The organism is Pseudomonas sp. KH_046_2 (genome assembly GCF_057838985.1).
Window position 1 is genome coordinate 431855 of sequence record NZ_CM174480.1, and the last position, 13192, is coordinate 445046.

Below are 13192 nucleotides of genomic sequence, written 5' to 3' on the forward strand. Positions count from 1 at the left end.
TTGTTTGTGCGCGAATCTCTGAGCGACGCAGACCCACTGTAGGAGCGAGCTTGCTCGCGATGGTATTGCAGGCGCTGAGTAGCGTCGGCTGTACCTTTTTCGCGAGCAAGCTCGCTCCTACAGGGGGGCGTTGTGGCCAGAGTTATTCGTGGTCTTCCAGATACTCCATCGCCATCTGTTCGGTCGCCGCCTTCATCGACGGCAGCAGGTGCGGCGCCACCAGCATCATGATCTGGTAAACCACCAAGCGCACCTCGCCCTGACGATCAAGAATCCGCTGGTAATCCAGTGAGAACAGCAGCGTCATGGTGATCTGCTCCACCAGTTGCCCCAGTGCCTGGGTATCGCTGACCAGTAGCCCTTGTGCCTTCAGTCGTGCCAGCAGCGACGCCAGTGTGCGCTTGAGTGCGTTGAGCAGATTGCGAATGCCCTTGGCCAGTTTCGGCAGGCGTCCGGCGAGGTTCGACAGGTCCTGGAACAGAAACCGGTAGTGGGACAGGCGTTCGACGATCAGGTGCAGGAACAGCCAGTATTCTTCGGGCGCCAGTTCGGCATCGGCCGGTGGATCGAGCAAGGGTGCCAGCTCGCCCTGGAAGCGTTCGAACAGCCCGAGAATCAGCGGTTCCTTGCCGTGGAAGTGGTAGTAGAGGTTGCCGGGGCTGATGCCCATTTCATTGGCAACTTCCATGGTGGAGACATTCGGTTCGCCCTTTTGATTGAACAACTGCAGGGCACATTCGAGGATCCGGTCGCGGGTTTTCATCCAGTCTTCTTAATGATCGGGTCTTGCCACAGCCGACAGCGGCCGTGGCTCGTTGAACGTCAGCGCACGCGCACGTAAGTACCGGGTGCTGCCTCCATCGGTGGATAGTTCTGGTTGCCGAGCGCCATGTGGGTTTCCTTCTGCGCGCCGGAGCGTTCCTGAATCCAGCCCAGCCACTGGGTCCACCAACTGCCGTCGACATGCTTGGCGTCGTAGTACCAGGCGCGGGGGTCGCTGCTCAGTTTGCCGTTCTCGACGTAGTTGGCTTTCGGGTTGCTCGGCGGGTTGAGGATGCTCTGCACATGACCGCTGTTGGACAGCACGAAGCGGCGCTCGCCACCGAGCAGCAGCGTCGAGCGATACACTGCGTCCCACGGCGTGATGTGATCGTTGATGCCGGCGACGCTGAAGCTGTCGACGGTGACCTTCTGCAAATCGATCGGTGTGCCACACACTTCCAGCCCGCCCGGGTGGGTCAGCGGGTTGTGCTTGAAGAAGTCCAGCAGGTCGCCATGCAGGGCGGCCGGCAGGCGCGTGTTGTCGTTGTTCCAGTAGAGGATGTCGAACGCCGGTGGCTCCTTGCCCAACAGGTAGTTGTTGACGAAGTAGCTCCAGATCAAATCGTTGGGGCGCATCCAGGCGAAGACCTTGGCCATGTCGCGGCCGTCCAGTACTCCCCGCTGATAGGAGCGGCGCTTGGCGGCTTCGAGGGTCTGTTCGTCGGCGAAGAGCGAGGCCGGACTGTCCAGCTGGCTGTCGAGCAGGCTCACCAGATACGTCGCGCTGGACACCCTGCGCAGCTGCCGTTTGGCCTGCAAGTGGCCTTGCAGCGCGGCAATGGTCAGCCCGCCGGCGCAGGCGCCCATCAAGTTGACCTCCCGTGCGCCGGTTATCGCCCGGCAGACATTCATGGCCTCTTCCACGGCCTCCACGTAGGTCGATAGCCCCCATTCGCGGTGACGCACATCCGGGTTGCGCCAGCTGATCATGAAGGTTTGCAGGCCGTTTTTAAGGGCGTACTGGACGAAGCTGTTGTGGGGGCTGAGGTCGAAAATGTAGTACTTGTTGATTTGCGGCGGCACCACCAGCAGGGGCTTGGAATACTGCTTTTCGTTCATCGGCTTGTACTGGATCAACTCCAGCAGCTCGTTGCGAAACACCACTGCACCGGTGGTAGTGGCGACTGTCTTGCCGACCTCGAACGCTTGCTTGGTGACTTGTCGGGGCAGGCCATCGTTGTGCAGCAGATCGTCCACCAAATGGCTGATGCCACGCACCAGGCTGTTGCCACCGGAGTTGAAAATCTCCTTGACCGCCATTGGATTGAGCAAGGTGTTGGAGGGCGACACGGCGTCGTTGAGCAAGGTGAATGCGAAGTGGGCGCGGGCACGGTCGTCCGGGCTCATGTTGCTCTCGTCGATCCAGCTTTTGACTTGTTTCTGCCAGCTCAGATAGGCCTGCAGGCTGCGCCGATAAAACGGGTTGAGGCTCCATGCCGGGTCGGCGAAGCGGGCGTCGTGCGGGTTGGTCGGGTGCAGGGTTTCGCCCAGTAGCACACGGCCAAGCTGACCACCGAGTTTGAGGGCATGTCGGGCGCTGTGCACCGGATTGCGCAAGCCATGGGCGGCCACACTGCGCAGGGTCGACAACAGATCCCGGCCGCGCAGGCCGGTAATCGCACTCTGTGCATTGATGAACGCGGCGGGAGTCGGTAAGGAATCCCTCGCTGGTTTCTCGCGCATGAGTCAACACTCCTTCGTCTTCAGGCTAAAAACAAACATACCGAACCAGAACACCATAGACGCTCTAACGGGTTGTTGCGCGGCGTGGCGTCCTGCCGACCGCTGATGCAGCGGTCTAGCCGCCCAATGGCGCCGGACGCGGATGCATCACCGCGCGTTGGCGCTCCTCTTCCAGGAATTTCATGATGATCGGGGCCACAGCTTCGGCCCGGGTAATCAGGAACAGATGCCCGTCATCGATGATGTGCAACTGGGCGTTGGGAATCCGCCAGGCCAGCAAGCGCATGTTGACCAACGGGATCAGTGGGTCATCGTCACCGGCCAGTACCAGGGTCGGCTGGCGGATCTTGTGCAACCAGTGAATGCTGGTCCATCCGAGACCGGCGAACAGCTGCCAGTAGTAACCGAGCTTGCCCGCTGAACGCACCTTGGCCGCATGGCTGGCGGCCAGCGTCGGGTCGCGACGGAAAGCACCGCCGTAGATCATCGGCGCAATGCGAATCACGTGGGATGGCTGGATGTAGCGCCGAGGGCTGGCCATCATCCACAGCACCTTCGGCTTGCCCGGCACCATCACCGCACCCGCTGCCGTCGCGGCCAGCACGAGTTTCTTGCAGCGCTCCGGATAGTCATAGGCAAACTGCTGGGCCAGGGCGCCCCCCCAGGACACACCGATGACGTTGACCTGCCCGTAGTCGAGATAGTCGAGCATGCGTGCCGTGAGTTTCGCCAAGCCCGGAAAGCGATACGGCCTGTTCGGTGTCGACGAACCGCCGACGCCGGGTACGTCGAAGGCGATGACTTCCAGGTCCGGGTCCAGTGCCGCGATGAACGGGAACACCAGCTCCAGGTTGGCGCCGATGCCATTGAAAATCAGCAGGGGCGTCAAGTGAGGCTTGCCGGGGCGTACCGCCGTGCGGAGCGTCTGGCCATCCAGATCGACGGTACGGAATATGAAGGGTTGCGGCATGCTTCTGGCCCTGTGGGTCGCTTTCTCAAATTCTTCCCCGATCCCCTGTAGGAGCGAGCTTGCTCGCGAAAAACGTGAGGGCAACGCGTTATCCAGGTAGTACGCGTTATCGTTGACGTCCATCGCGAGCAAGCTCGCTCCTACAAGGGGCGAGGTGTGTCAGTTACCGCTCGTGTACATAAGTGCCCGGTGCGGCTTCCCCCGCTGGATAGGCCTTGTTGCCCAATTTCAACGGAGCTTTTTTCAGGTTACCCGAACGCTGTGCCTGCCACGCCTGCCAGTGCAGCCACCAGGAGTCGGCGTGCTTGGTCGACTCTTCCTGCCAGTCATCAGCATTGGCGGGCATTTCGGTGCTGGTCATGTAGCGCGATTTCGGATTGCCCGGCGGGTTCAGAATGCTCTGGATGTGCCCGCTGCTGGACAGCACGAATTCAACGTTGCCGCCGAACAGTTGCGCCGACTTGTAGCAGGAGCGCCATGGAGTGATGTGGTCAGTGGTACCGGCCAGCGAGAAGATGTCGGCGGTGACCTTCTTCAGGTCGATCGGCGTGCCGCACACTTCCAGTGCATCGGCACGGGTCAACGGATTACTTTTGAACATCTCGATCAGGTCGCCATGGAACGCGGCGGGCAACCGGGTGGTGTCGTTGTTCCAGAACAGGATGTCGAATACCGGCGGCTCGTTGCCCAGCAGGTAGTTGTTGACCCAGTAGTTCCAGATCAGATCGTTGGGGCGCATCCAGGCGAAGACTTTCGCCATGTCGCGGCCTTCCAGCACACCGGCCTGGTAGGACTGGCGCTTGGCGGCTTCCAGGGTTTGCTCGTCGACGAACAGGGCCACATCGCTGTCCAGGGTGGTGTCGAGCACGCTGACCAGCAGGGTCAGGGCGTTGACCTTGTTCTCGCCGATTGCAGCGTAGTGGCCCAGCAGCGCGGTGCAGGTGATGCCGCCGGAGCAGGCGCCCAGCATGTTCACGTCTTTACTGCCGGTAATGGCGGTGACCACATCGACCGCTTCCTTGAGTGCTTCGATATAGGTCGACAGGCCCCACTCGCGCTGCTCCTTGGTCGGGTTGCGCCAGCTGACGATGAAGGTCTGCATGTTGTTGCGCAGGCAGAACCGCGCCAGGCTTTTTTCCGGGCTCAGGTCGAAAACGTAGAACTTGTTGATCTGCGGCGGTACCACCAGCAGCGGGCGTTCATGCACCTGCTCGGTGATCGGCTTGTACTGGATCAGCTCCAGCACGTCGTTGCGAAAGACCACCGCACCCTCGGTCACGCCAAGCGTCTTGCCGACCTCGAATGCGCCCATGTTGACCTGGCTCGGCATGCCGCCGTTATGCACCAGGTCCTTGGCCAGATGCGAGAGGCCATCGAGCAGGCTCTTGCCACCGGTTTCGAAGAAGCGCTTGACCGCCGCCGGGTTGGCCGCCGTGTTGGTCGGGGCGAAGGCCTCGGTCATGAGGTTGATCACGAAGTGCCCGCGGCTGACGTCCTTGGCCGGCAGGTTACTGTCGTCGATCCAGTCGTGGAGTTCCTTGCGCCACGCCAGGTAGGTTTGCAGATAACGTTTGTAGAGCGGGTTCTGGCTCCAGGCCGGATCCGCGAAGCGACGGTCATCGCTGGTCGGTAGCAGCTCGGATTTGCCGAGCAGCACGTTCTTGAGTTCAAGGCCGAAATGAGCGACATGCCTGGCGCTGTGAATCGGTTGTTTGATGGCCTGCCTGAGCACCATGCGAGCAGAAGCCAGTAGATCCTTTCCACGCAGTCCAACGACAGGATTCAGCCCCAAGGTGTTTTCCGAGGCTTGACTCTTCAAGTCATCGTTATTCTTGTTACTCATCTACGACGCTCCATTGTCCTGAGACGAGTACCGGGTCCTGCTGTGTAGTCACACAGCCAATGCCAGGTACTGCTGCTCGGGGTGACCGTTAATACTGCATCGCTGCTTTTTTAATGCAGAGAGCACTGCAGGGAACTTGCCAGTTCCATTGGTTACCCGAGTTTAATTTTTTTCGCAAGCAGGCCAATCGGCGGCCCTGGAGCGGAGCATTCAAACAGATGAAATTAGAAAATGCCCTCTAAAGAGCAAGAGGCTCGGATTAGAGCATCAGCCTGACGACGGATTCGTTCGGATCGCGGGTTTTTCCGGCGGCTTTTAGCTCGGCCAGATAATCATCCCAGAGTGCGTCATAACGTCGCCCCAGTTCGTACAGATATTCCCAGGTGAACAAGCCGCTGTCGTGGCCGTCGTCGAAGGTCAGTTTCAGTGCGTACTGACCGGCCGGTTCTACCTTGGTCAGTCCTACGTTGATCTTGCCAAATTGCAGGATGGGTTTGCCGTGGCCCTGGACCTCGGCGGAGGGAGAGTGCACGCGCAGGAACTCGGCGGGCAGGGTGTATTCCTCGCCGGACGCGTATTTGAGCGACAGGGTTTTCGAGGCTTTGTGCAGTTTGATGTCGGTGGGAAGTTGGGTCATGGCCTGAGTTCCGTTATGGGTGGAACCCTGTAGGAGTGAGCCTGCTCGCGATGGTGTGTCAGGCAACATCAATGTGACTGACCGACCATCGCGAGCAAGCTCGCTCCTACAAGTATGGCTTACAGGATATAACGGGACAGGTCTTCGTTCTGCGCCAATTCGCCCAGGTGGCTGTTGACGTAGTCGGCGTCGATCTGGATCACCTTGTCATCATGGGCGCTGGCCAGGTCGCCGGCGCTGAACGACACCTCTTCGAGCAGGCGCTCGAGCAGGGTGTGCAGGCGACGGGCGCCGATGTTTTCGGTTTTTTCGTTGACCTGCCAGGCGATCTCCGCGATGCGCTTGATGCCGCTCGGCTGGAACTCGATGCCCAGGCCTTCGGTTTTCAGCAGTGCGCAGTATTGCTCGGTGAGCGAGGCGTGAGGCTCGCTGAGGATGCGTTCGAAGTCCTCAGGGCTCAGGGCCTTGAGTTCGACACGAATCGGCAGACGGCCTTGCAGCTCGGGCACCAGGTCGCTCGGCTTGCTCAGGTGGAACGCACCGGAAGCAATGAACAGGATGTGGTCGGTCTTGACCATGCCCAGCTTGGTGTTGACGGTGCAGCCTTCGATCAGCGGCAGCAGGTCGCGCTGCACGCCTTCGCGGGACACGTCGACGCCACCGGAGTTACCACGCTTGGCCACCTTGTCGATTTCGTCGATGAACACGATTCCGTGCTGCTCGACCGCTTCCAGGGCCTTGGCCTTCAACTCTTCATCGTTGACCAGGCGGCTGGCTTCTTCGTCGCGTACCAGCTTGAGCGCTTCCTTGACCTTGAGCTTGCGGGCTTTCTTCTTGCCCTTGCCCATGTTGGCAAACAGGCTTTGCAACTGGTTGGTCATTTCTTCCATGCCCGGTGGCGCGGAGATGTCGACACCGGCCATTTCGGCGACTTCGATTTCGATCTCCTTGTCATCCAGCTGACCTTCGCGCAGGCGCTTGCGGAACAGCTGGCGGGTGTTGGAGTCGGCCGTCGGGGCATCGTCGTTGCTGAAGCCCATGCGCGCCGGTGGCAGCAGGGCATCGAGGATGCGCTCTTCGGCGGCGTCTTCGGCGCGGTGGCGAACCTTGACGATTTCCTGCTCGCGCAACAGCTTGATCGCGGCATCGGCCAAATCACGAATGATCGATTCGACGTCGCGGCCGACATAGCCGACTTCGGTGAACTTGGTCGCTTCGACCTTGATGAACGGCGCATTGGCCAGTTTCGCCAGGCGACGGGCGATCTCGGTTTTGCCGACACCGGTCGGGCCGATCATCAGGATGTTCTTTGGCGTTACTTCAACGCGCAGCTCTTCTGGCAGCTGCATGCGGCGCCAGCGGTTGCGCAGGGCAATGGCGACGGCGCGCTTTGCATCGTCCTGGCCGATGATGTGGCGGTTGAGTTCGTGGACGATTTCACGGGGAGTCATGGACATAATATTCAGTGGACCTCAAGCAAGAATGAGCCGTGGTGCGGTGGCTGCACGGGCTTACTCGGCGCAGTCCTGCTCCTCAATGGTCTGAGTGTGATTGGTGAATACGCAGATGTCGGCGGCGATGCCGAGGGCGGTTTCGACGATTTCCCGGGCCGACAGATCGGTTTTCTTCAGCAGCGCGCTGGCAGCGGCCTGGGCGTAACCGCCGCCGGAACCCATGGCGATCAGGCCTTCTTCGGGTTCAACCACATCGCCGTTGCCGGTGATGATCAGGGACGCGTCTTTGTTGGCCACCGCGAGCATGGCTTCAAGGCGGCTCAGGGAGCGGTCGGTGCGCCATTCTTTGGCGAGTTCGACGGCGGCGCGCACCAGGTGGCCCTGGTGTTTTTCAAGTTGGCCTTCGAAACGTTCGAAGAGGGTAAAGGCGTCGGCGGTGGCACCGGCAAAACCGGCAATGACCTGACCGTGGTACAGGCGGCGAACTTTTTTCGCGTTGCCTTTCATCACGGTATTACCAAGGGAAACCTGGCCGTCGCCGCCCATGACGACTTTGCCGTGGCGGCGAACTGAAACGATGGTGGTCAAGGGAAGAGTCTCCACGCAGCGGGGCGAAAATGCCTTATGCCCATTCATATGGGGGTGCTGGAGTGGATTTCAACTGTAGGACAGGAGAGGGGACGAGTGGTGTGTTTGACTGATGCAAATCACTGTGGCGAGGGAGCTTGCTCCCGCTGGGCTGCGAAGCAGCCCCAAAGCCTGATGTCTCGGTGAGTCAGGTGAACCCGATTGCCGGGTTTTGGGAGTGCTGCGCACTCCAGCGGGAGCAAGCTCCCTCGCCACAGGGAGCGTTATCGGCTTTGGCGTTGTTGTAACAGCAAGTTGCTAAAGCCTGCGCCCGCCAATTGTTTCTGCGCGGTGGTCAGTTGCTCACGGTTGCTGAACGGTCCGACCAATACCCGATACCAGGTTTCGTCCTTCACCGTACCGGACTCGACCGCCACAGCCTGGCCCAGCAGGATTATCTGCGCCCGCACCTTGTCCGCATCGGTCTCTTTGCGGAACGAACCCGCCTGCAGGAAAAACTTTGTCACAGGCGCAGCCTTGACCGGTGGCGCAGGAGGCGGAGTAATCCCGGCCAAAGCAGCCTGGGCACGCGCGGTGTCGATCTTCGCCGCTTCGGCCGGGGTGACCGGCGTGGTCGGGATGGCCGGCACTTGCGGCGTCGGCAGGGTTTTCTCCGGCACGGCATCCGGTGGCACGATGACTTCCGATTCCGGCAGCAAGGTGTAGAAGTCGTATTTCGGCTTCACCGGTTGCGTCGGGCTCGGCGGGGTCTTGTTGGCCTCGGCGATCTTGCTGGCTTTCTGCTGTTGCTCGACTTTCTCACGCTTGACCGTGTCGCTGCCCTTGCCCGGCTCCAGTTTCATCAAAAACACAAGGAAGGCGCCGACCGTGAGGCCGATGACCATCCACAACCAACCCGGAATCGGTTGCTTTGCAGGGGCTTGGTAACGGCTGGCGCCACGCTTGGGTGCAGGTTTTTTCTTGGCAGCCAACTTACATACGCTCCAGAGTTTCCAGGCCCAATAGTTCCAGGCCTTGCTTGAGGGTGCGTCCGGTCAGCGCGGCGAGGCGCAGGCGGCTCTGCATTTGTGCCGGGGTATCGGCGGCGAGGATCGGGCAGTTCTCGTAGAAGCTGGAGAACAGGCCGGCGACGTCGTACAGGTAAGTGCAGAGGATGTGCGGGGTGCCCTTCTCGGACACGTTGTTCAGGATTTCACCGAACTGCGCGAGCTTCGCCGCCAGTTCGTGTTCGTGCGCCGCTTCGAGCACGATCTGGCCGTCGACTTCGCTGAAGTCCTTGCCGAGCTTGCGGAACACGCCGGCCACGCGGGTGTAGGCGTACAGCAGGTACGGTGCGGTGTTGCCTTCGAAGTTGAGCATCAGGTCGAAGTTGAAGCTGTAGTCACTGGTGCGGTGCTTGGACAGGTCGGCGTACTTCACTGCGCCGATGCCCACCACCTTGGCGATGTTGCGCAACTCGGCTTCGGCAAGTTCCGGGTTCTTGTCCTTGACCAGGGTGTAGGCGCGCTCCTGGGCTTCGGTCAGCAGGTCGATCAGCTTCACGGTGCCGCCATCACGGGTCTTGAACGGACGGCCGTCAGCACCGTTCATGGTGCCGAAGCCCATGTGTTCCATTTCCATCGGATGGGTCACGAAACCGGCCTTGCGCGCCACGGCGAACACTTGCTGGAAGTGCAGGGCCTGACGCTGGTCGACGAAGTACAGCGCGCGATCGGCCTTGAGCTTGCCGCTGCGGTAGCGCACGGCCGCCAGGTCGGTGGTGGCGTAGAGGTAGCCGCCGTCGGCCTTGACGATGATCACCGGCAGCGGGTCGCCGTCGGCATTCTTGAATTCGTCGAGGAACACGCACTGGGCGCCGTTGCTCTCGACCAGCATGCCCGCGGCCTTCAAGTCGTTGACCACGTTGATCAGGTCGTCGTTGTAGGCGCTTTCGCCCATCACGTCGGCCATGGTCAGTTTGACGTTGAGCAGTTCGTAGATCTTCTGGCAGTGAGACAGCGAGATGTCCTTGAACTTGGTCCACAGCGCCAGGCAATCGGCGTCGCCGGCCTGCAACTTGACTACCAGGCCACGGGCGCGGTCGGCGAACTCTGCGGATTCGTCGAAGCGTTGCTTGGCGGCGCGGTAGAAGTTTTCCAGGTCCGACAGCTCGTCGCTGGTGATCGGGTTTTCCTGCAGGTAAGCCATCAGCATGCCGAACTGGGTGCCCCAGTCGCCGACGTGGTTCTGACGGATCACGGTGTCGCCGAGGAACTCCAGCACGCGGGCCACGCCGTCGCCGATGATGGTCGAGCGCAAGTGGCCGACGTGCATCTCCTTGGCCAGGTTCGGTGCCGACAGGTCGACCACGGTGCGCTGTACCGGGCCGGTCTTGCGTACGCCGATGTGGGCGTCGGCCAGGGCAGCGTCCAGGCGGGTCGCCAGGGCGTCGGTGTTCTGGAAGAAGTTCAGGAAGCCCGGGCCGGCGATTTCCGTCTTGGCGACGTTTTCGTCAGCCGGCAACGCGGCGATGATTTTTTCCGCCAGATCGCGAGGTTTCATGCCGGCTGGCTTGGCCAGCATCATGGCGATGTTGCTGGCGAAATCGCCGTTCTTCTTGTCGCGGGAGTTTTCCACCTGGATCGCCGGCGACAGGCCTTCAGGCAACACACCTTCGTTGACGAGTTGGGTGATGGCTTGTTGGATCAGCTGGCGAATGGTGTCTTTCATGGTCTTCTCTTTCGACCGCAGGCGCGGCGGCGCATCATGCGCTGGTGGAAAAACTGGGCATTATCCGTTGCGAAGACGGGCTTGCCAACCTTAGCAGGCAGGATGTGGATGTGTGGTGACAATTCGACCGCTTTCGCGAGCAGGCTCGCTCCCACAATGGTTCAGCTGTGTTCACACATTTTGCTATCGACACAAAACTCCTGTGGGAGCGAGCCTGCTCGCGAAGGCGATCTTCAGATCAATATAAATCTACGGGATCTACATCCAAAGACCAGCGCACCGCCCGCCCGCTCGGCATCTGCTCCAGCACCAGCAACCAACTGGCCAGCAATCGATGCAAGGGGGCTCGCGCCGTGGCCTGCAACAACAACTGAGCACGATAACGCCCGGCCCGGCGCTCCATTGGTGCCGGGACCGGTCCCAATAACTCGATCCCGGTCAGATTCTGCTCGGCCAGCAAACGTTCCGCCTCGCTGCAGGCCTCATCGAGGAAGCCTTCGGCCTGACCCGGTTTGTGCGCCTCGGCCCGTAGTAGCGCCAGATGCGCAAACGGCGGCAATCCGGCCGCACGGCGTTCGCTCAAGGCCTGTTCGGCGAAAGCGAAATAGCCTTGCTCGGTCAATTGCACCAGCAGCGGATGGTCGGCCAGGTGCGTCTGGATAATCACCTTGCCCGGCTCTTCGGCGCGACCGGCGCGGCCGGCGACCTGGACGATCAGTTGAGCCATGCGCTCGCTGGCGCGGAAGTCGCCGGAGAACAGGCCGCCGTCGGCGTCGAGGATCGACACCAGTGTCACCCGTGGAAAGTGGTGACCTTTGGCAAGCATCTGCGTGCCGATCAGGATGCACGGCTGGCCTTTTTGAATGGTCGCGAACAATTGGTTCATCGCATCCTTGCGCGATGTGCTGTCGCGGTCGACCCGCAGTACCGGATAGTCCGGGAACAGAATCGCCAGGCGCTCCTCGGCCCGTTCGGTGCCGGCGCCAACGGGGCGCAGATCGACCTTGTTGCACTTCGGGCACTGGCGCGGTACGCGTTCGACGTAGCCGCAATGGTGGCAGCGTAATTCACCGTGGCGCTGGTGCACGGTCATCCGCGCATCACAGCGCTGGCATTCGGACATCCAGCCACAGTCATGGCACAGCAGGGTCGGGGCGAAGCCGCGGCGGTTGAGGAACACCAGTACCTGCTGCCCGGCGGCCAGGGTCTGGCCGATGGCTTGTTGCATCGGCCCGGAAATGCCGCTGTCCAGCGGGCGGCTTTTGACATCCAGACGCAGGAAGCGCGGCTGCTTGGCACCGCCGGCACGCTCGTTCAAGCGCAGCAGCCCGTAGCGGCCGGTGTAGGCGTTGTGCAGGCTTTCCAGCGAAGGGGTGGCGGAGCCGAGGACAATCGGGATGTTTTCCTGTCGCGCCCGCACCAATGCCAGATCGCGGGCGTGGTAGCGCAAACCTTCCTGCTGTTTATAGGAGCCGTCGTGCTCTTCGTCGATGATGATCAGGCCGGGGTTCTTCATCGGTGTGAACAGGGCCGAGCGGGTGCCGATGATGATGTCGGCCTCACCGTCCCGGGCGGCCAGCCAGGCCTCGAGACGTTCGCGGTCATTGACCGCCGAATGGATCAGCGCGATACGGGCATTGAAACGCTGCTCGAAGCGCGCCAGGGTCTGCGGGCCGAGGTTGATTTCCGGGATCAGCACCAGCGCCTGCTTGCCGGCCTCGAGGGTTTCGCGGATCAACTGCAGATAGACTTCGGTCTTGCCGCTGCCGGTGACACCGGCCAGCAGGAACGCGTGATAACTGTCGAAGCCGGCGCGAATCGCCTCATAGGCGGCGCGCTGCTCCGGGTTCAGCGGGAGTTCCGGTTGCGCCAGCCAGTGTTCGTGGCGTGCACCCGGGGCGTGCCGGCGGATCTCGACCTGCACCAGATCCTTGGCCAGCAGCAAATCCAGGCTGTCCTTGCTCAGCATCAGTTTGCTCAGCAATTGATGGGCGACGCCGTGGGGATGCTGGGCCAGCGTGGCCAGGGCTTCACGCTGGCGCGGGGCGCGGGCGATGCGCGGATCATCGAGGCTGGCCCCCGGCGCGGCGGACCAGAAACGCTCCTGGCGCGCTTCGGCCAGTTCGCCCTGGCGCAGCAAGACCGGCAGCGCCCAGCTCAAGGTGTCGCCGAGGCTGTGCTGGTAGTACTGGGAGGTCCACAGGCACAGCTTGAACAGCGCGGGAGGCAGCGGGGGTGTAGCGTCAAGCAGGGCCAGGGCCGGCTTGAGCTTCTCGACCGGCACTTCGCTGGTGTCGGTGACTTCCACCAGAATCCCGATCATCTCGCGTCGGCCGAATGGTACCCGCAGGCGCATGCCAGGGTGCAGATGGGCGCGCAGGACGCCGGCCGGAGCGCGGTAGTCGAACAGGCGGCGCAGCGGCGAAGGCAGGGCGAGGCGCAGAATGGCGTCGGGCACGCGGGGATCTCGATCAACAAACAATAGG

The 13192-nt window shown here is 61.5% G+C and carries 10 protein-coding genes; all 10 read right to left on the reverse strand.

The window, feature by feature from the left end:
* Positions 1-142 precede the first annotated feature (142 nt).
* Complete coding sequence (locus AC3IX1_RS02005) at positions 143-763, reverse strand: TetR/AcrR family transcriptional regulator (protein ID WP_057712365.1); 621 nt, start codon at positions 761-763, stop codon at positions 143-145.
* Between the two features lie 59 nt (positions 764-822).
* Positions 823-2505 carry a class II poly(R)-hydroxyalkanoic acid synthase gene (phaC, locus tag AC3IX1_RS02010; protein ID WP_489386926.1) on the reverse strand — a complete coding sequence of 561 codons (1683 nt, stop codon included), beginning with the start codon at positions 2503-2505 and terminating at the stop codon, positions 823-825.
* A gap of 115 nt (positions 2506-2620) precedes the next feature.
* Positions 2621-3475: a poly(3-hydroxyalkanoate) depolymerase gene (gene phaZ / locus AC3IX1_RS02015; protein ID WP_347910147.1), complete on the reverse strand. Its 855-nt coding sequence runs from the start codon at positions 3473-3475 to the stop codon at positions 2621-2623.
* Positions 3476-3638: 163 nt separating this feature from the next.
* Complete coding sequence (phaC, locus tag AC3IX1_RS02020) at positions 3639-5318, reverse strand: class II poly(R)-hydroxyalkanoic acid synthase (RefSeq protein WP_489386927.1); 1680 nt, start codon at positions 5316-5318, stop codon at positions 3639-3641.
* Positions 5319-5577: 259 nt separating this feature from the next.
* Entirely contained in the window at positions 5578-5955 is a 378-nt protein-coding gene (locus AC3IX1_RS02025) for a gamma-butyrobetaine hydroxylase family protein (RefSeq protein ID WP_489386928.1), read from the reverse strand.
* A 119-nt stretch (positions 5956-6074) separates the two neighbouring features.
* Complete coding sequence (gene hslU / locus AC3IX1_RS02030; protein ID WP_489386929.1) at positions 6075-7412, reverse strand: ATP-dependent protease ATPase subunit HslU; 1338 nt, start codon at positions 7410-7412, stop codon at positions 6075-6077.
* A 54-nt stretch (positions 7413-7466) separates the two neighbouring features.
* Positions 7467-7997: an ATP-dependent protease subunit HslV gene (hslV, locus tag AC3IX1_RS02035; protein ID WP_046031180.1), complete on the reverse strand. Its 531-nt coding sequence runs from the start codon at positions 7995-7997 to the stop codon at positions 7467-7469.
* A gap of 263 nt (positions 7998-8260) precedes the next feature.
* Positions 8261-8968: an SPOR domain-containing protein gene (locus AC3IX1_RS02040; protein ID WP_150726570.1), complete on the reverse strand. Its 708-nt coding sequence runs from the start codon at positions 8966-8968 to the stop codon at positions 8261-8263.
* A gap of 1 nt (position 8969) precedes the next feature.
* Positions 8970-10706, reverse strand: coding sequence for an arginine--tRNA ligase (gene argS, locus AC3IX1_RS02045; RefSeq protein ID WP_489386930.1), 1737 nt, complete (start codon positions 10704-10706; stop codon positions 8970-8972).
* 238 nt (positions 10707-10944) lie between these two features.
* Positions 10945-13164: a primosomal protein N' gene (locus AC3IX1_RS02050; protein ID WP_489386931.1), complete on the reverse strand. Its 2220-nt coding sequence runs from the start codon at positions 13162-13164 to the stop codon at positions 10945-10947.
* Between the last annotated feature and the right edge of the window lie 28 nt (positions 13165-13192).

Bases quoted from the DNA above. Each gene is read 5' to 3' on its own strand.
- AC3IX1_RS02005 (WP_057712365.1), bottom strand. From the start codon at position 763: ATGAAAACCCGCGACCGGATCCTCGAATGTGCCCTGCAGTTGTTCAAT.
- phaC (WP_489386926.1), bottom strand. From the start codon at position 2,505: ATGCGCGAGAAACCAGCGAGGGATTCCTTACCGACTCCCGCCGCGTTC.
- phaZ (WP_347910147.1), bottom strand. From the start codon at position 3,475: ATGCCGCAACCCTTCATATTCCGTACCGTCGATCTGGATGGCCAGACG.
- phaC (WP_489386927.1), bottom strand. From the start codon at position 5,318: ATGAGTAACAAGAATAACGATGACTTGAAGAGTCAAGCCTCGGAAAAC.
- AC3IX1_RS02025 (WP_489386928.1), bottom strand. From the start codon at position 5,955: ATGACCCAACTTCCCACCGACATCAAACTGCACAAAGCCTCGAAAACC.
- hslU (WP_489386929.1), bottom strand. From the start codon at position 7,412: ATGTCCATGACTCCCCGTGAAATCGTCCACGAACTCAACCGCCACATC.
- argS (WP_489386930.1), bottom strand. From the start codon at position 10,706: ATGAAAGACACCATTCGCCAGCTGATCCAACAAGCCATCACCCAACTC.